Source organism: Arthrobacter sp. SD1074B (genome assembly GCF_056780195.1).
Genome location: NZ_JBRAZT010000001.1, coordinates 688136 through 706263, shown reverse-complemented (window position 1 = coordinate 706263; position 18128 = coordinate 688136). Strand labels below are relative to the sequence as shown.

At 67.2% G+C, this 18128-nt stretch carries 18 protein-coding genes; 8 read left to right on the top strand and 10 right to left on the bottom strand.

Annotated elements, in window-relative coordinates:
• Positions 1-6: 6 nt before the first annotated feature.
• The 4 genes from ACUYM2_RS03455 to ACUYM2_RS03440 form a co-directional block, all read right to left on the bottom strand.
• On the bottom strand, positions 7-399 hold the full coding sequence (locus tag ACUYM2_RS03455) for a hypothetical protein (protein WP_481598804.1): 393 nt from the start codon (positions 397-399) through the stop codon (positions 7-9).
• Positions 392-913: a flagellar export chaperone FliS gene (gene fliS, locus ACUYM2_RS03450; RefSeq protein WP_481598803.1), complete on the bottom strand. Its 522-nt coding sequence runs from the start codon at positions 911-913 to the stop codon at positions 392-394. The genes ACUYM2_RS03455 and fliS overlap by 8 nt, the downstream gene beginning before the upstream one ends.
• The gene (fliD, locus tag ACUYM2_RS03445; RefSeq protein ID WP_481598802.1) at positions 910-2238 is read right to left on the bottom strand and encodes a flagellar filament capping protein FliD; all 1329 of its coding nucleotides are present in this window, start codon (positions 2236-2238) and stop codon (positions 910-912) included. The genes fliS and fliD overlap by 4 nt, the downstream gene beginning before the upstream one ends.
• Positions 2239-2388: 150 nt before the next feature.
• Positions 2389-3591, bottom strand: coding sequence for a flagellin N-terminal helical domain-containing protein (locus ACUYM2_RS03440; RefSeq protein WP_481598801.1), 1203 nt, complete (start codon positions 3589-3591; stop codon positions 2389-2391).
• A 225-nt stretch (positions 3592-3816) separates the two neighbouring features.
• Between ACUYM2_RS03440 and ACUYM2_RS03435 the strand changes: the two genes are divergently transcribed.
• From ACUYM2_RS03435 to fliW, 4 genes are read left to right on the top strand one after another with little or no spacing between them, the layout of a single operon-like run.
• Positions 3817-4377 carry a flagellar protein FlgN gene (locus ACUYM2_RS03435; protein WP_481598800.1) on the top strand — a complete coding sequence of 187 codons (561 nt, stop codon included), beginning with the start codon at positions 3817-3819 and terminating at the stop codon, positions 4375-4377.
• A gap of 10 nt (positions 4378-4387) precedes the next feature.
• The gene (gene flgK / locus ACUYM2_RS03430) at positions 4388-5803 is read left to right on the top strand and encodes a flagellar hook-associated protein FlgK (protein WP_481598799.1); all 1416 of its coding nucleotides are present in this window, start codon (positions 4388-4390) and stop codon (positions 5801-5803) included.
• A 29-nt stretch (positions 5804-5832) separates the two neighbouring features.
• Positions 5833-6702, top strand: a complete 870-nt coding sequence (gene flgL / locus ACUYM2_RS03425; protein ID WP_481598798.1) for a flagellar hook-associated protein FlgL — start codon at positions 5833-5835, stop codon at positions 6700-6702.
• Positions 6699-7088 carry a flagellar assembly protein FliW gene (gene fliW / locus ACUYM2_RS03420; protein WP_481598797.1) on the top strand — a complete coding sequence of 130 codons (390 nt, stop codon included), beginning with the start codon at positions 6699-6701 and terminating at the stop codon, positions 7086-7088. Before flgL ends, fliW begins: the two co-directional genes overlap by 4 nt.
• A gap of 40 nt (positions 7089-7128) precedes the next feature.
• Here fliW and ACUYM2_RS03415 read toward each other — a convergent pair whose 3' ends face one another.
• Positions 7129-7689: an AMIN-like domain-containing (lipo)protein gene (locus ACUYM2_RS03415; protein WP_481598796.1), complete on the bottom strand. Its 561-nt coding sequence runs from the start codon at positions 7687-7689 to the stop codon at positions 7129-7131.
• 278 nt (positions 7690-7967) lie between these two features.
• Positions 7968-8270 (bottom strand): DUF4193 domain-containing protein, encoded by a 303-nt coding sequence (locus ACUYM2_RS03410; protein WP_056741192.1) that lies wholly within the window; start codon positions 8268-8270, stop codon positions 7968-7970.
• 141 nt (positions 8271-8411) lie between these two features.
• On the opposite strand from ACUYM2_RS03410, the gene ACUYM2_RS03405 reads away from it, so the two are divergent.
• Positions 8412-8759 (top strand): hypothetical protein, encoded by a 348-nt coding sequence (locus tag ACUYM2_RS03405; RefSeq protein ID WP_481598795.1) that lies wholly within the window; start codon positions 8412-8414, stop codon positions 8757-8759.
• Positions 8760-8785: 26 nt separating this feature from the next.
• Here ACUYM2_RS03405 and ACUYM2_RS03400 read toward each other — a convergent pair whose 3' ends face one another.
• From ACUYM2_RS03400 to ACUYM2_RS03385, 4 genes are all read right to left on the bottom strand, one after another.
• Positions 8786-9274 (bottom strand): GyrI-like domain-containing protein, encoded by a 489-nt coding sequence (locus ACUYM2_RS03400; RefSeq protein WP_481598794.1) that lies wholly within the window; start codon positions 9272-9274, stop codon positions 8786-8788.
• A gap of 68 nt (positions 9275-9342) precedes the next feature.
• Complete coding sequence (locus ACUYM2_RS03395; RefSeq protein ID WP_481598793.1) at positions 9343-9978, bottom strand: LutC/YkgG family protein; 636 nt, start codon at positions 9976-9978, stop codon at positions 9343-9345.
• Positions 9975-11549 (bottom strand): LutB/LldF family L-lactate oxidation iron-sulfur protein, encoded by a 1575-nt coding sequence (locus ACUYM2_RS03390; RefSeq protein WP_481598792.1) that lies wholly within the window; start codon positions 11547-11549, stop codon positions 9975-9977. Before ACUYM2_RS03390 ends, ACUYM2_RS03395 begins: the two co-directional genes overlap by 4 nt.
• Positions 11546-12349 carry a (Fe-S)-binding protein gene (locus ACUYM2_RS03385; RefSeq protein ID WP_481598791.1) on the bottom strand — a complete coding sequence of 268 codons (804 nt, stop codon included), beginning with the start codon at positions 12347-12349 and terminating at the stop codon, positions 11546-11548. The genes ACUYM2_RS03390 and ACUYM2_RS03385 overlap by 4 nt, the downstream gene beginning before the upstream one ends.
• Positions 12350-12537: 188 nt before the next feature.
• Here ACUYM2_RS03385 and ACUYM2_RS03380 point away from each other — a divergent pair, with 188 nt between their 5' ends.
• The 3 genes from ACUYM2_RS03380 (at position 12538) to ACUYM2_RS03370 (ending at position 17966) form a co-directional block, all read left to right on the top strand.
• Positions 12538-14283: an L-lactate permease gene (locus ACUYM2_RS03380; RefSeq protein WP_481598790.1), complete on the top strand. Its 1746-nt coding sequence runs from the start codon at positions 12538-12540 to the stop codon at positions 14281-14283.
• A gap of 70 nt (positions 14284-14353) precedes the next feature.
• On the top strand, positions 14354-15106 hold the full coding sequence (locus tag ACUYM2_RS03375) for a FadR/GntR family transcriptional regulator (protein WP_481598789.1): 753 nt from the start codon (positions 14354-14356) through the stop codon (positions 15104-15106).
• Between the two features lie 16 nt (positions 15107-15122).
• Complete coding sequence (locus tag ACUYM2_RS03370) at positions 15123-17966, top strand: FAD-binding and (Fe-S)-binding domain-containing protein (RefSeq protein WP_481598788.1); 2844 nt, start codon at positions 15123-15125, stop codon at positions 17964-17966.
• Positions 17967-18128 lie beyond the last annotated feature (162 nt).

Here is an 18128-nt window from a genome sequence, read left to right as displayed (position 1 = left end):
GCCGCGTCAGCCCTTGACGTCGAGGTAAATGGCACCGGCCGGATCGCCGACGCCGGGCACCGAGCTCACCGCTTGAAGCTGGCGGACGACGTCGTTTTTGGCGGCTTCCAGCCGCCGGGCCACCCGCTCCTGCGCCGCCGAGAGGGCCATGGCCCGGCGTCGCGCCTCCGGCGGCAGCGGAGCATTCAGGGAGGGCGGGGACCAGCGTTCCACCGGCAGCGCGGCCACCGGCTGATCCCGTGCGGAGAGGGGTCCCAACGGGTCTTTCAGTGTTTTTTCTGCCGCGACAACAGCCATCTCCAGCACGTCCAGCACCAGGGACCACGCGGCGAGGGCGGGGTCGCCGGCAGCGTTCCCCGGGGCTACGAGGTCATCCTCCCAGTAGGCCGGCTCAGCCAAAACCGAGGCTCCCGTTCCCGCTACCCGGCCGTGTATTCCAGGCTCCCGCCGCCGCGAAGGCAGACGACGCCGGCGCTGCCGCGGCCACGGGGGTCGTGCTGGGTCCCGGCTGCGCTGCCGGGACGGCGGCTGCGGCCTCGTGCCAGGCCTGGCGCAGAGGTTCCAGCAGTTCGATCGCCTCGCGGGTCAGCGTCGCGTCCCGCTGGATGTTGGCGTTGACGAGGGCTGTCGCTGCGTAGTTGTAGAGGCCCAGCAGCCCGTCGGCGCCGTCCCAGGCATCGGTATTCAAGGAGGAGGACAGCTCGGCGATGATGGCCTGGGCATGGATCAGGTTTTCCGCGGCGGCCGGCCAGTTGGCGGCCTGCTGCGCTGTCTCGGCGCGGCCGAGGTCCAAGAGGAGGCGGTCGTAGAGCATGGTGAGCAGCCGTGCAGGCGGAGCCGAGAGGACCGAATCCGCGAGGTACTGGTTCCGCTGTGAGGCGTTGCCGTAGCCGCCGCCGAATGAGAAGGTCATGATGAAGCGCTTCCTGAGGAGAGGCCTGCGAGCTGGGAGGACAGCCAGGCCGACTGCGCCTTCATGCCGCTGAGGGCCACCTCAAGTGCCGTGTAGGTCTGCTGCAGGGTAGCCCGGCGCGTCACAAGGTGGTCGTCCCAGCTGGCTATCTGGTCCGTGTAGTCTTTGGCCGCCGACTGCTGGCCCTTGATCTTGGTGGTTAGGAGGCCCGTGGTGGGGTCCGAAGCTTGCTTGGCGGCGTCCGCCACCCGGCCGGCAATCGTGGCGACGGCGGCCATAGTCCCCACGGGGTCTTTAGCCATCGCATCGCCGAACTTGGTCGAGTCGAAGTCTATGGATCCCGTTTTGTTGAGCACAATGCCGAGCTCGGATGGGGATTTACCGTCGACAGGCTGCGACGCTGCGCTCAGGATCGCCGCGTTGACCGTTCGGATAGTGCTGTCCCCGGTAAATACACCTCCGGAGGTGACGGGGGCCCCCGACGCGTCAGTGCTGCTAACCACGGTGCTTTTCGTTGAGATCTGGGCCAGGACTCCGTTGACGGAGCTGACCAGGTCCGAGGCCGCCTTGCTGATTTGGGCATTGTCCCGGGAGACCGTTACCCGCGCTGGCGTGGCCGAGACCTCACTCACCGTGGCCGAGACGCCTGGGAGGATGTCCGAAAAGGTGTTGGTGGACGAACTGATCGAAACCTCGACAGTACTGCCGGCCCACAGCTTGATTTGTGCGTCCTGGGCTGTTTGTACAGTTGTCAGCCCCACTGTTCCGTCTGGATCGGAGATGCTGAACGATGCCGCATCACCGGACTTCGCGGCGGCAAACTGGAGGCGGTATTCGCCGCCCCCTACTGACACCTTGGACGCGACAATTCCGGCGCCGGACAGGTTCACGGCGGTAACGACGTCGTCAAGGGAACTGGTCAGCGGCGTCACCGTGACAGCGTTGCCTCCTTTGTCCGTGACGGTCATGGTGGTGTATGGCCAGGTGGCGAGGTTCTTGGTGACCGAGACCTGGGATTGGGCCAGCTGGGTGACGGTAAAGTCGACGGCGCCAGGCTTCGCTCCTGCCCCGACGGCGGCTTTGACGTTGGAGGCTGTGCTCGTGGCCGTATAGAGTTCCAGGTTTTTGGGATCGGCGAGTTTCGCGGCTTTGGTTGCCAAGTCTGCGACCGCTGAATTAAGTCCTTGGAGCGCGGAGATACGCGTCTGAACCGCCGCGGCCTTGCTTCTGATGAGGTTCTGTGGCGCGGCCTCAATTGTCATCAGCGAATTGATCAGGGACGTGGTGTCCAGTCCGCTGGATAGCCCATCGATGGAGAGTCCCACGACTACAACTCCTTTGGATCATTAGTCGATTGATTTCATTGCTGCCGGTGGTACTCCACAGCGTCCGGAGAGAATGTCTCTCCGGACGCTGTGTGCTTGTCACCTAACCAGCACAGAGGGGCCGTTTGCTCAACCCCTCATAGGCCGGGACTAGCGAAGGAGCTGCAGTACGCCCTGGTTGGACTGGTTAGCCTGCGCGAGCATGGCGGTGCCGGCCTGGGACAGGATGTTGTTGCGGGTGAACTTGACCATTTCCTCAGCCATGTCCGTGTCGCGGATACGGGAGTTCGAAGCGGTCAGGTTTTCCTTGGCCACGTTGATGGTCTGCACAGCGGACTCAAGGCGGTTCTGCGTCGCACCAAGATCGGCGCGGGCCGTTGAAATCGACTTGATCTTCGCGTCAATCATGATGATTGACGCCTGCGCGTGATCCGTGCTATCGAACTGCAGGCCACCGCTCAGGGGTGTACCGGAACCTGCAGCAACGACGCCCGCTGCGGGGTCGTTGGTGGTAGCAACGGCACTCACAGTGCCGCCGTTCAATGCCGAGACCACAATTCCGGTGCCGGCACCGTTGGCGTCCTTCTGCACGGAAACACTGAAGTTCGCGGCGAAGTTGGCGTCACTGCGGAGCGCGTCAGCGTATTCTTCAACGCTTTCGAACTTGGATCCTGCGGCGCCTGCGATGTCGTCCCTCAGCGCGGCGGTCGTGACAGTAGTGGTCACCCCGGCGGCCGTGACGCTTTCAAATTTCGCAGCACCGGTGGTCAGCGCTGTGACATCGGCGATCGTGAAGGTCGACCCTGTACCGGTGAGATCCCCGCCGGCGAGGTCCGCGGCGATGGTCTTCACGTTGGCGCTGCCAAGATTCACTTCGATGACGCTGTTGGCGTCAGCGTTGGCACCGACCTGAAGCGACATCGTCGGCCTGGTGCCGTCCAGCAGCTGCGCACCGTTGAAGTTCGTGGAACCGGCAATGCGGTCCAGTTCCTTCACCAGGCTGTCGGCCTCGGTCTTGATGGCGCCGCGGGATTCAGCGCTGTTCGTGTCGTTGGCGGCCTGAACGCCCAAGTCACGCAGACGCTGCAGGATGGAGTGCGCCTGGCTCAGGCCGCCTTCAGCGGTCTGGACTGCTCCGATTCCGTCCTGGGCGTTGCGAGCGGCGACCGTCAGGCCGCCGATCTGGGACTTCAGGCCTTCAGAGATGGCCAGGCCGGCTGCGTCGTCGCCGGCGCGGTTGATGCGCAGGCCGCTGGAAAGCTTCTCCAACGACTTGGACAGGTCCGTCTGGGTGTTGCTCAGGCTGCGGTAGGCGTTGTTCGCAGCCAGGTTGGTGTTGATCTGCATTCCCATGATGTTTCCTCCATGATTTGGGACAGTGTGCGACGGCCCATCCGTGGGCCTTCATGAGTAGTTATCGCCGTTTCCTCAGCACGGGTAAGGCGAAAGCCAAAATTCTTTTCCGGAATGCATTTCTCCGGGAATTCCGCCGGCGATCCGCCCTATTATTCCTAACGCGCCGCACTCCCCTGCCGATAGTTCCTACGAACCCGGCTGGCGGCTGCATCGCCTGCACGATTGACCAGCACGGCCGGCAGCACCGCACCTGTCGCCCGCACCACCCAGACACACGAGGGAGTCCTCCGGACCATGGCCATCCACGAACTTTCAGCCCTGCTGTGGCGGGAGCGTGAACTTCTGGACGTTCTCACTTTCAAGCTGGAAGAAGAGCAGCTGCTCCTTACCTCGGGCAAGTCCCGCTGGCTGGCACACGGCACCAAAGAGGTGGAGCAGGTCCTTGAGCACCTCTCCAAGGCGAGCTTGGCGCGCACTATCGAGGCCGCCGTCGTCGCTGAGATGTGGGGCCTTCCTACCGACGCGACGCTAGGCGAACTCGCGGAGGCCGCCCCGGAGGGCGCCTGGTCCGAGGTGCTCACCGCGCACCTGAACACCCTGACCCGTCAGACCGCCCTCATCAAGGAACTCCGGGATTCCAATGAGCAGTACCTGCGGACGGCGGTCCGCTCCACCCAAGAGTCCTTGGCGGACCTGCGGCCCACCGCGGCGGCCGGCACGTATGACGCCCAAGGCAAAACCGGGGACGCCGCCGGCTCCCGCCTCTTCGACAAGCAATTCTAAGGAAGCGACCATGAGCACCTTTGGCGCCCTGAACACCGCCTACCGGGGACTGACAGCCGCCCAGCAGGGCATGAACGTCGCCGGACAGAACATCGCCAATGCCGCCACCGAGGGCTACACCCGGCAGCGTGTGCAGCAGTCTTCGATCGCGGCTCCGGCCCAGGGGCTCATGGGCTCCGGCCGTCCCGAGGCGGGCCAGGGCGTCTCCGTGGACGGCATCGCCCGCCTCGGCAGCAGCTTCCTGGACGCCGGCGTCCGCTCGACGGGAGCCCAAGCCGGTTACGCCAGCGCCCGATCCTCGGCGCTCCAGGGCATCGAGGGAATCCTGCAGGAACCGGGTGACAAGGGAATTTCGGCCGCACTTCACAACTTCTGGTCGGCCTGGCAGGGGGCGGCCAACCAGCCCGGTGAATCCGGTCCGGCGGGTCAGCTGTTGCAGGCCGGCAATGAACTCACCGCGAAGATCTCCTCCGGCTATCAGTCGCTGAGTGCGCAATGGAGCAGCGTCCGCGGCCAGGCCCAGGACAACGTCGACGCCGTCAACGCCGCCGCATCCCAAGTGGCCGCCCTCAATGCGACTATCCGTTCCACCACCGCCGCCGGCGGTTCGGCCAACGAGTTCGTCGATGCCCGGGCCAAGCTCACCGAGACGATCTCACAGCTCACCGGCGGGATTGTCCGCGAGCAGGCCGACGGCACGGTGGATATCCACGTCGGCGGCAACGCGCTGGTCATGGGCACCTCGGTCAGGGTATTGGCCTTGTCCGGCACACGGGCCGGGGATTCCCTCGGTTCCCTGGTCCAGCTCGAATGGGCGGACCGAAAAGGGCAGGCTGTGCCGGTCAGCGACGGCGCGATCGCCGGCGCGCTGTCCGCCTTGGCGCCGGAGAACGAGGGTAGCGGCGGCGCGATCGCCGAGGCCGCGGCGTCGTACAACGCCTTCGCAGGAAATTTGAGGGACGCCGTCAACGCCCTCCACAACGGCGCCAGGACTTCCAGCGGGGACACGGCCGGCAACTTCTTTAGCCCGGCCTCCGGCACGCATGCAGCACTGGACCTCACCGTGCTGCCCCGTAATGTCGGTGAGATTGGCATCGGGGCCGGAGCGGGAAACCTGGACAACAGCGTGGCGGACAAAATCTCCCAGCTCGGCACGGGCCCAGGGTCTCCGGATAGCTTCTGGGCCGGGGTCGTCACCGGCATCGGAGTCCAGTCGCGGGGTGCCCAGCAGCATGACGCGCTCGCTACCGCTTCGCAGGCGTCTGCCCTAGGCAACCGTGCGTCGTCCGCGTCCGTCAGCCTGGACGAGGAAAACGTCAGCCTGCTCACAAACCAGCACGCTTACCAGGCCGCCGCGCGGGTCATGACCGCCGTGGATGAGGCGCTGGATGTTTTGATCAACCGCACCGGACTGGTAGGAAGGTAGACATGCTGAACCGGGTAACAAACCTGACCATGAGCACCTCAGCCCAGCGCACGCTGCAGGCCCAGCAGGCCAAGCTCGCCGAGCTTCAGGACAAGGCGTCCACGCTGGACAAAATCAAGCGGCCTTCAGACGACCCCGCGGCCACCGCCCAGGCTCTGCAAACCCGCTCACGGATCGCCGCGACCGCCCAGTACGGCCGGAACATCGACGACGGGGACCGCTGGCTGACCGCGGCAGATTCCGCCCTGGAGCAGGCCACCAACGTGGTCCACAAGATGCAGGACCTCACCGTCCAAGCCGGCAACGGCACACTGAACCAGTCAGGCCGGGACGCCATCGCGCTGGAGTTGGAGGGCCTGAACAAGGACCTTCTCTCGATTGCCAACAGGAAGCATCTGGGCCGCAACATTTTTGCCGGCAGCTCGGACGAAGCCAACGCGTTCACGCCCGGATCGCCAGGCACGCCGACCAAGTTCAATGGCGTTGCCGACAGCTCAGTGGAGCGCCGTATCAGCGAAAACCAGACCGTCCGGGTAGATGCCGACGGCGCGGCGATCTTCGGTGACGGCGCAACGTCGATCTTCGACACGGTCAGCGGCATCGTCAACGGACTGCGCAATAACCAGGACGTCACCGCATTCGCAGGCCAGCTCGAAGCCGGCGTCAAGAACGTCATCGACGGACGCTCGGACATTGGAGCGCGGCAGGCACAGTTGGAACGTGCCGGCAGCGTCAACACCGAATTGGAGGCCACCTTGGATGCACAGAAGACTGGCATCGAGAAGGCAGATCTTGGCAGCGTGATCATGGACCTGAAGCTTCAGGAGACCAACTACCAGGTGGCGCTGGCCGCCACTGCGCGGGTCCTGCAGCCCACGCTGATGGACTTCCTGCGATGAACTCCGTCCTCAACAGCACTCCGGTGAACTTCACGGCCCCGATGCCCGGGCTGGAGCACGTGCACGACTTCGCCCTGCGCAATATCGACAGCGCCCCGGGCCTGTTCGCCCTCGAGTCCGGTTCCGTCCCGGTCCGGTTGTTCCTGGCGGACGCCGCGGTCTTCGTTCCGGGCTACGCACCGCCGCTGCCGGGGTCCGCGCTGGACGCCCTGGAACTCGGCGATGGGGAGGCACCGCGGGTGCTCGTGGTGGTCAACCACTCCCCCGCGTCCACCACGGTGAACCTGATGGCACCGATTGTGCTCAACCCGGCCACCCGCCGGTGCACCCAGCTGGTGTTGGACGGCAAGGAGTACCCGCTGCGGGTGGAGCTGGGCGCGGCCTAGCCGCAGCCGCCGTCGGGCGCCGCTGGCGCGCTGAAGCGGTTCACCAGTAGTGCGCGACGTCGATGACCAGGCGTGATCCCGAATCCGGTCCGGCCAGCGTGAAAACCCGGAACGGCAGCCGCGCCCGGACGCCCAGACCCAGGCTGGTGTAGCCCTCAAAGCTTCCCGCCCACGCCAGCTGCCGGAATGTCTGGTACCCGCCCACGTTGCTGACCTCGGTCTTGTTGGCCGGGGTGTAGGTTGCTTTGCCGCCCTCATCGTAGGCCGGCGCGTTGGCGGTGACCTGAAGGAAAGCTTGGCCCCGCAGCGCAATCGGCAGGCCGGACCCGTCCTGCACCACTTGGGGAACATAGCGCACCGAGTAGCCGGCCGCCGGCCCGTTGAGGTCAATGACGAGCCGGTCGAAGCAGTAATGCTGGCCGGTCCGGACGTTGACCACCTTGGCCTGGCTCATCGCGGGGTCGGCTTTTGCCAGCGAGCCCCAGACGAGGCCGCAGTAGGGTTCCGCCGCGGCCGGCCCGGACGTCAGGAGTCCCAGCCCTGCCGCCATCAGCACTGCCACCAGCCAGACGGTGAGTTTCTTCCGAACGATTGTGAACATACGGGCCGCCCCTCATTCATCCGGACCTGCACCTCGTCCAGATACCTCAAGGGTAGAATCGCGCGCCTGGGTTGACGAGGGGTCGTTAGCCCCAACCGGCTGGCAGTAGGTGTCGTTTTGAGGGCTGAAAACGGCCCCTACTGCGGGTCAGATGGGTGCGGCACGGGGCAGGTACGGCAAAGCGCCGGGCCCTGGGGGCGTCCGGCGCTTTGCTTGGAATGATGTGAAATTCTTGAAACGAGCCCGGTGATGCGGGCTGGCCGTCCTGGGCGGGGGTTTTAGCCTTCGCAGTCGCGGCAGTACTTCAGGCCGTTCTTTTCCTTGGCGACCTGGGACCGGTGGCGGACCAGGAAGCAGGAGGAGCAGGTGAATTCATCGGACTGCTCGGGAACAACAATGACGGTCAGTTCTTCGCCGGAGAGGTCGGCGCCGGGAAGGTCGATGCCCTCGGCGGTGTCGTTCTCGTCGACGTCGATCACAGCAGTCTGGGCACCGCCGCCGCGGGATGCCTGAAGGGCCTCCAGCGATTCGGCGGGAGACTCTTCTTCTGTCTTGCGTGGGGCGTCGTAATCGGTAGCCATAGCGGGGTTCACTTTCGTTGCTGCACAGCGCCATTTCAGGCACCTCAGTGAAGCAGTTTAGGGCATCATGCTGGTAGTTGGAGCATAGTGTGTTTAAAGCGACATTCCGCGTCATGAACCAGATGAACCATGGAGGCAATGATGGCTACGAAACTCAACAAAAAGTCGCTCGCCCAGGCGCGTCGGCTAATCAAGGACGGGAAGGTCCAGCGCGACACCCGGGACGACTGGAGCGAGCACGCGCCGTCGGCCGAGCAGGAGAACAAGTTCATCGAAAAGAATGGATTCGCCGAGTTTTCCCACTGGCATCTGGGCCTCGACCCGGACGCCTCGGAGGGCACCAAAGGCAGCGTGACGTTCCCCGTCGGCGACTTCAAGAAAGTCCACCGCTGCGCGATTATTTCGCTCGAGAGCCGGGCTGCGCAGCATGGCCACGACGACATTGCCGAGGCGGCGAAGAAGCTCCTGGAAGAGATCGACGCCGATTAGCACCGGCTGCCGCCCGGTCCAAAGACTCAGGCCACCGGCCAGACGATGAGGGTTTTCCAGGCCGCCGGATCCGGTTCGGTGGCGGGATCGCTGAGGTAGTACTCCCACATGGCGTCGCCCGGGGTCAGGCCGTCCGCCTGCATTTTGGCCATTACGGCGTTGTAGGTCTGCGGCAACGTCTCATAGGGGCCCACATGCATGGCCTGGAGCGCCTTTCCGGCCGGGAGCACTCCCGCCCTCACGCTCTGCTCTGCGCCGCCCGGGTACGGCGCGGCAAGCGGGAAGCCTGCCTCGACGTCGACGACGTCGGTGGGCATGCCGCGGTACAGCGCGAACGGGGGCCCCGCCAGCTGGACGTTTTGCTGCTGCACGGCCTCCATGACGGTCCGGTAGGCGCGGTCGAAGAAGTCGCGCAGGGCATTCATGGGCACGGTCTCGCGCAACACCGCGGTGGGCTGTTCCTGGAGGTCGGTGGATTTGATGTCCGGCGTGGTTTCGGGATTGGTTTCACTCATAGGGCAAGCCTCCGCCGCCGTATTTGGGTGGTCAAGGGCCTAACGCCCCGCGGACCGCGACCGCGCGGCTACCGCGAGATGATCACGTCGAGGGTGCGCGGGCCATGGACCCCTTCGACGCGTTCAAGTTCGATGTCGGACGTGGCGCTCGGTCCGCTGATCATGGTGAGCGGCCGGGTGCCGTCGATGCGCCGCAGCGCCTCGGGGAGGATGCCGGCGATGTCGGATGCGTTCACGACGCAGATGTGGTGGTCCGGCACGAGGCTGATGGCGCGGCGGCCCTGGTTGGGACTGCCGTCCAGGATGATCGTCCCCGTTTCGGCGACGGCGACGGCGCTGCCGGTCACGACGGCGTCGACGCCGTCCAGCTCGGCAACGCTCAGCGGCGCAGCGACGGAATCCACCCGGCGGCGGTCACCGTCCGGGGCGGAGGGCAGGCCGGCGGTCCAGCCGGCGGCGAGCCCCGCCGGCACGACGTAGCTCCGGGCGTCCGCGAGCAGCTCGGCGATCCGTTCGGGCACCTCGGCCGCGTCCAGCACGCAGACCCGGGCCTTGTAGTCGACCAGGCGGTCCACCAGCAGATGGATCAGCGCATCCTGGTCCAGCTCGGACGATCGGCGGTACTCCCGGGGAATCTGCGGTGCTGCGGGTGCGTCCCGCAGCGCGGAACGGATCCGGCCGAGGATATCTTCGCGTGCGCTCATGCTCCGTCTTCCTTGTCCTGGGCTTTGTCCTGGGCTTTGTGCTGGGCATCCGCCTGGGCGTTGCCCTGGGCCGGGGCGGGGGTGCCGCCGGATTCCGGTCCGTGGTGTTCCTTGGCCCACCAGTCGCGGAAGGATTGCTGCGGGGGCGCCGGGATGTCGCGGCTTTGGGTCCATCCGGCGGCGATGCCGGGCAGCTTCTTGATTTTTTTGTCCCGTCCGGCGGCCAGACGGCCCAGCGGAAGGCCTTTTTCGAGCAGTCCCAGCCGCTTCCCGGAGGACAGCGCCCAGGACGCGGCCTTCATCCCGACGTCCATCTGGCTGGGCAGTTTCTTCTTACCGCGTTTGCTGTCCACGTCGACGCTGCGCAGGTGCACCAGGATGTCGGGGATGTTGATTTTCACCGGGCAGGCGTCGTAGCAGGCCCCGCACAGCGAGGAGGCGTACGGCAGGGAGCTGTTTTCCTCCGATTCGATGCCGGTCAGCAGCGGCGAAAGGATGGCGCCGATCGGGCCGGGATAGGTCGAGCCGTAGGCGTGGCCGCCGGTCCGCTCGTACACCGGGCAGACGTTCATGCAGGCGCTGCAGCGGATGCAGTGCAGCGCGGAGCGGCCCAGCTCGTCCGCGAGCGCGGCGCTGCGTCCGTTGTCGAGCAGCACCAGGTGCACGTTTTGCGGTCCGTCGCCCTCGGTGACGCCGGTCCACAGCGAGGTGTAGGGGTTCATCCGTTCCCCGGTGGAGGAGCGCGGGAGCAGCTGCATGAACACCTCGAGGTCCTGCCAGGTCGGCAGCAGCTTTTCCACGCCCATCACGGTGATCAGGGTCTCCGGCAGCGTCAGGCACATCCGGCCGTTGCCCTCGGATTCGACGACGGCGAGGGTGCCGGAATCGGCGAGCGCGAAGTTGGCCCCGGACACGGCCACCTTGGCCGTGAGGAACTTGCGGCGCAGGTGCGCGCGGGCCGCCATGGCCAGCACCGCGGGGTTGTCGGTCAGCGCCGGGTCCGCGCCGGGCATCTCGCGCAGGAAGATGTCACGGATTTCGGTGCGGTTCTTGTGGATGGCGGGGACCAGGATGTGGCTGGGCTTGTCGTGGTCCAGCTGCACGATCAGCTCGGCCAGGTCCGTTTCGAACGCCGTGATCCCCTGCTCTTCGAGGTACTCGTTGAGCCCGATTTCCTGGGTGGCCATGGACTTGACCTTGACCACTTCGGTTTCGCCGGTGTCCCGGATCAGTCCCGCGACGATTGCGTTGGCCTCGACGGCGTCGCGCGCCCAGTGGATGACCCCGCCGCGGGCGGTGAAGTTCTGCTCGAATTCTTCGAGGAGTTCGGGCAGCCGGGCCATCACGGATTCCTTGATGGCGGACCCGGCGTCGCGCAGCTGCTCCCAATCGGGCAGTTCGGAGACCACCTGGAGGCGCTTGTCGCGGATGGTGTGCGTGGCGTGGCCGAGGTTGGCGCGCAGTTGGGCGTTGCCCAGCTCGCGGTGGGCCGCCGTCGGGAACGATTCGGCGGCGTGCAGGTTGCCCGTGCCAAAGACGGGTAGGGAGGGCATGCCCAGGAAGGTGCTCATCGTGTTGCCTTTCCGGTGGCGACGCGTACTTCGCCGGTGACGGACGCCGGCGCTGCCGCGGTGCTGGCGAGGATTTCGGCAAGGTGCAGGGTGGTCACGTCGCTGCCTTGCCGGGACAGGCCGCCGCCGATGTGCATCAGGCAGGAGGCGTCCCCGCCTGTGCACAGCGCGGCGCCGGTGGAGCGGACGTTCGCCGTCTTGTCTTCGAGCATGGCCGAGGACACGTCGGCGTTCTTCATCGAAAAGGTGCCGCCGAAGCCGCAGCACTGGTCCGCTTCCGGCAGTTCGGCCAGCTCGATTCCCTGGACGCTGCGCAGCAGCCGGGCCTGGCGGTCGCCGAGGCGGAGCAGGCGCATCCCGTGGCAGCTGGGGTGGTAGGTGACCCGGTGCGGGAAATAGGAGCCCAGCTGGGCGCCGGCGTCGGTCACGCCCAGCACGTCCACCAGCAGCTCGGACAGCTCGTAGGTCCTGGCGCCGACGGCGGCGGTCCGGGCCTCCAGCGCGGCGTCGCCGCAGGAGCGGGCCACCATCGGGTGCTGGTGCTTGACCGAGGCGACGCAGGACCCGGACGGTGCGACGGCGACGTCGTAGTCCCCGGTGTCGAAGGCGCGCACGTGGTTTGCAACGACCGGGACGGCTTCCTTGAGGTAGCCGCTGTTGACGTGCATCTGCCCGCAGCAGGCTTGGCCGGACGGGAACACGACCTCGTGCCCCAGCCGCTCCAGGATGCTCACGGTGGCCTGCGCGGTGCGCGGATACATGGCATCCACGATGCAGGTGGCGAACAAAGCGATTCTCATGACAGCCTTTCGAGCAACGCCGGAGATATGTGGTCTGACCATAGTAAAGCACGTGACGCCTGCCACTCCCAAGGCAGGCCCGGACGTGAACCCCTCACGCGGCCAGTGAGATCTGCGCTACACTCTCATGGTCCGACCACAGTGGTCTGACCAAAGAACTCGTCGTCTCTCAACGCAGAGGAACTTCCGTGGACCACTTCACCCCCACCACCGACCCGGTGCTGAACAGCGTGGCCTGGTCGGCCATTGTCGGCCTCCTGCCGCTGCTCACCTTCTTCATCCTGCTGGCCGTCGTGAAGACCAAGGCCCACGTGGCCGGCGCCTTCGCCCTGCTGGCCGCCCTTGTGGTCGGCATCGCCGCCTTCCATATGCCGGCCGGCCTGGCGGTCCTTTCGGCAACCCAAGGCGGGGTCTTCGGCGCCTTCCCGGTGCTCTGGATCGTCGTGATGGCCGTCTGGCTTTACCAGGTGACCGTCCTCAGCGGCCGGTTCGAGGACCTGCGCCGCGTCTTTGACGTGATCGGCGGCGGCGACGTGCGCCTGCAGGCCGTCCTGGTGGCTTTCTGCTTCGGCGGCCTGCTCGAGGCCCTCGCGGGCTTCGGCGCCCCGGTGGCCATCACCGCCACCATGCTGCTGGCCCTGGGACTGCCTCCGCTGCGCGCAGCCGCCGCCGTGCTGGTGGCGAACACCGCGCCGGTCGCATTCGGCGCAATGGCCATCCCGATCACCACCGCCGCCGGACTGACCGGCCTGCACGCGACGGACATCGCCTCCATCGTGGGTCGCCAGGCTCCCCTGCTGGCCACCTTCGTACCGTTGATCCTGCTCTTCATCATCGACGGCCGCCGCGGCCTGAAAGACTGCTGGCCCGCCGCGCTGGTGGTCGGCGGCTCCTTCGCCGTCGCCCAGTTCCTGTGCTCCAACTTCTTCTCCTACGAACTGACCGACATCCTGGCCTCGCTGGTCGGCCTCGGCGCCGCCGTCGTGTTCTTCCGGCTGTGGAAGCCCAAGGGCAGCGCGGCCGCCCGCGAGCGCCTGGGCGTTGCCGCTGATGCTGTTGCCGGCGGCACCGCCGCCCGGAGCCGCGGCTCCCAGGATGCGGGCACGGCCGGCGTGCTGACCGCCGAAAAGGCCACGGACGGCGGCCTCACGCCGACGCGCACGTGGCTGGCCCTCTTTCCCTACTTCCTCGTGATCGTCGTTTTCGGCATCGCCAAGCTCTGGAAGCTCGGCATCGACCTGCCCGCGTTCCTCGCCTCCACGGACATCAAGGTCCCCTGGCCGATCCTGCACGACGCCCTGGTCAACGCCGAGGGCAAGCCCGTCTCCTCCACCGTGTACTCCTTCCAGTGGCTGTCCAGCCCGGGCACCCTGCTGCTGATCACCGGGCTGCTGGTGGCGCTGGTCTACTCCAAGTACGACGACGGCGGCCGCTTCCGCCTCTCGGTCGGCGACGCGGTCCAGGAAATCGGACGGACCATCTTCAAGATGCGCTGGGCAGGACTGACCATCATCACGGTGCTCGCCCTCGCGTACGTCATGAACAACTCCGGCCAGACGGTCTCGATCGGCACCTGGCTGGCCGGCACCGGCAGCTTCTTCGCCTTCCTGTCGCCCGTGCTCGGCTGGCTGGGTACCGCCGTGACCGGCTCGGACACCTCCGCAAACGCGCTGTTCGCCAAGCTGCAGCAGACTGCGGGCCTGAAGGCCGGCATCGATCCGAACCTGCTGGTGGCCGCCAACACCTCCGGCGGCGTGGTGGGCAAGCTGATCAGTCCGCAGAACCTCGCCATCGCGGCGAGCGCGGTCAACCTTGACGGCCAGGAGTCAGTGATCCTGCGTAAGGTGGTCGGGTGGAGCGTGGCTCTCCTGCTGGTCCTGTGCACCCTTGCCTTCCTGCAGTCCACCCCCGTCCTGGGCTGGATGCTGCCTTAGCCGCCAGCCCCACGCCATGATGAGTGCGGGCCGCGCCACGGCCCGCACTCCCGCCCGGAAGGAAAAGCCCGTGACAACCGCCGAAGCCGGAGCAGGCCCCCGCCGTCGTACCTATGACGCGCTCCTGCAGGACATCGAGGCCGACCTGCGCTCCGGAAAGATCAAGCTGGGCGACCGCCTCCCGGGCGAACGGACCCTGGCGGAAAGCTACGGGATCTCCCGGGCCTCGGTTCGCGAAGCCATCCGGATCCTGGACGCCATGGGTGTGCTGCGAAGCTCCGTCGGCTCCGGGCCCACTTCCGGGGCCATCGTCATCTCGGATCCGTCCGCGGGCCTGTCCTCCGCCCTGCGCCTGCATGTGGCCAGCAGCCGGCTGCCCGTCGAAGACATTGTGCAGACCCGCATCCTGCTCGAGACCTGGTCCGCCCAGGCCGGGGCCGCCCGCGGCGGTACCGAGCAAGAGCTGAAGCAGGCCGCCGCGCTGCTGGACGCCATGGACAACCCCGGACTTGACCGGGCTACCTTCCACGAGCTCGATGCGCGGTTCCACGTCGCGCTGAGCTCACTCGCCGGGAACGCCGTCGTCGCCACGATGATGGAGTCGCTCAGCGGGTCCATCGTCGGCTACGTCAAGGGCGCCATGGACGCGATGGAGTCCTGGCCGGATGTCCTGTGCGAGCTGCGGAGCCAGCACCACGGCATCTTTGACGCCGTCCGGGCGCACGACGGCGAGCTTGCGGCCCGCCTGCTGCGCGAACACATCGAATGGTTCTACCTCCGGGCGCAGGAAGCGACCCCGCCGCAATCCCCTCCCACCCCGTAACACCTTGGAGCACCGCATGACCGCCACGGCCGCCGCCGCACCCCTGATCGACCAGCTGGACCTCGATACGGTCAGCACAAGGGACCTGGACCGCCGGGCCATGGCGCACGACGCGTCCCACTACCTGCTGATCCCCCAGGGCGTCGCCACCCCGCGCACCGCCGACGACGTCGGACTGCTGCTGCGCCGCAGCCGCGAGCTCAAGCTGCCCGCCACGTTCCGTTCCGGCGGCACGAGCCTCTCCGGCCAGGCCCTCAGCGACAGCCTGCTGATCAACACCCGCCAGCACTTCCGCGGCATCGAGGTCCTCGACGGCGGCGCCCGCGTCCGCGTCCAGCCCGGGGCCACCGTCCGCAGCGTCAACGCCCGCCTCGCGGCGTTCGGCCGCAAACTCGGCCCCGACCCGGCGAGCGAGATCGCCTGCACCGTGGGCGGCGTGATCGCAAACAATTCCTCCGGCATGGCCTGCGGCACCGAGTTCAACACCTACCGCACCCTGGAGTCAATGGTCCTGGTGTTGCCCTCCGGCACGGTCATCGACACCGCCGACGCCGACGCGGACACACGCCTGCGGGAGCTGGAACCGGAACTCCACGAGGGCCTGCTGCGGCTGCGCCGCCGGGTGGCCGGGAACGCCGGGTCGGTCCGCACCATTAACTCGCTGTTCTCGATGAAGAACACCATGGGCTACGGGGTGAACTCGTTCCTGGACTACGAACGCGCCGTCGACATCCTGATGCACCTCATGATCGGCAGCGAGGGCACCCTCGGCTTCGTGGCGGAAGCGGTCTTCCGCACCGTGGAGGTCAAGCCGGCCGTCGCCACCGGGCTGCTGGTCTTCAACACCCTCGCCGCGGCGACGGCGGCCCTGCCCGAGCTGGTGGCCTCCGGCCTGGCGACCATCGAACTGATGGACGCCGCCGCGTTGAAGGTCGCGCAACTCGCTGCCGACGCGCCCGCGGCCATCCGGTCGCTCCCGGTCCAGGGGCACACCGCGCTGCTGGTGGAACACCAGGGCGCCGACGCCGCGGAGCTGGCCGGCAAGCAGCACAACTCGCAGCCACTTTTCGCGTCCCTGGACCTGGCCTCGCCGTTCGCGCTGACCTCGGACCCGAAAGACCGCGCGGCGCTCTGGCATGTGCGCAAGGGCCTCTACACGACGGTGGCCGGTGCCCGTCCCTCCGGCACCAACGCACTGCTGGAGGACATCGTGGTGCCGGTTCCGGCCCTGGCGGACACCTGCGGCGAACTGACCCGGCTCTTCGCCGAACACCGCTACGAGGAGTCGGTGATCTTCGGGCACGCGAAGGACGGCAACGTCCACTTCATGCTTAACGAGCGCTTCGACGACCCTGCGCAGCTGCTCCGCTACCAGGCCTTCACCGATGACATGGTGGACCTCGTCCTCGGTGCGGGCGGTTCGCTCAAGGCCGAGCACGGGACCGGGCGCATCATGGCTCCCTTCGTCCGGCGCCAGTACGGTGACGAACTCTATGAAGTCATGCAGGAGATCAAGCGGCTGATCGACCCCGCCCATCTCCTCAACCCGGGCGTGCTGCTCGCCGAGGAGCCGCTCTCCTACGTGCAGAACCTCAAGGTGGCGCCGACGGTGGAGGAAGAGGTAGACCGCTGCGTCGAGTGCGGCTACTGCGAACCGGTCTGCCCGAGCAAAGACATCACCCTCACCCCTCGCCAGCGCATCGTGCTGCGGCGCGAGATGGCCGCCGCGGAACAGCGCGGCGACGACACCCTGGCCGCCCGCCTGCGCAAGGACTACGAGTACGACGGCGTGCAGACCTGCGCGGCCGACGGCATGTGCGTCACCGCCTGCCCGGTGCTGATCAACACCGGGGACCTGGTGCGGCGGCTGCGGAAGGAAAACGCGAACGCCGTCGCGGAGGCCGGCTGGAGCGCCGCCGCGGACCGCTGGGGCGCGATCACGGCCGGCGGCGGCCTGGCCCTGACCGTGGCGAAGGCGATGCCCGCGCCGCTGGCCAAGGCCGCGACCGCCGTCGGCCGGGCGGTGCTGGGCGCGGAGACCGTTCCCGCCTACGACGCAGTGCTGCCCGGCGGCGGCTCCAAACGCCGGCCGCGCCGGGACCCGGACAGCGTCGCCGTGTTTTTCCCCGCCTGCATCGGCACCATGTTCGGCCCCGCGGACGCGCCCGGTGGTGCAGCCGGCGGGCCCGGCAAAGGCTCGGCCCGGGCCTTCCTGGAGCTCTGCGAGCGCGGAGGCGTGGGGCTGACCGTACCGGAGGATATCGGCAGCCTGTGCTGCGGCACCCCGTGGAAGTCCAAGGGCTTCACGCAGGGTTACGCGGCCATGTCCTCGAAGGTCCTGGACGGGCTTTACGAGGCCAGCGGCCAGGGCTGGCTGCCGGTGGTGTGCGACGCCGCCTCCTGCACGGAAGGCCTGGAGACCATGAAGCGGCTCGCGGCCGAAGGCGGGGAACGGTACGCCGGGCTGCGGTTCGTGGACTCGGTGGAGTTCGTGCACCAGCACGTGCTCGAAAAGCTGACCGTCACCGCTCCGGTGGGGTCCATGGCCCTGCACCCCACCTGCTCCTCCACCCAGCTGGGGACCAACGGTGCGTTGATGGACATCGCCCGGGCCGTCACCGGGGAGGTGTTTGTGCCGCTGAACTGGGGCTGCTGCGCCTTCGCCGGCGACCGCGGCCTGCTGCACCCGGAACTGACCGACTCCGCCACGGACAAGCAGGCCCGGGAAATCAACGAGCGCGATTTCGACGCCTACGCCTCAACGAACCGCACCTGCGAACTGGGCATGTCCAAGGCCACCGGCCACTCCTACCGGCACCTGCTGGAAATCCTGGAGGAGGCCACCCGGCCGGAGGGGTGAGGCAGGCAAGTGGCCGGTTCGACGGTCCCCTGCGGGCTCGACGGGCTTAGGCGTCGGGCCCGCGGTGGAACGTCGAATGGCGGTTCAGACAGGCTGGGGCCGAACTGAGCACCGGCGCGGCTTTCGGAGATAGTGCCGCACCGAACGGCCGTCCCGGCGTCG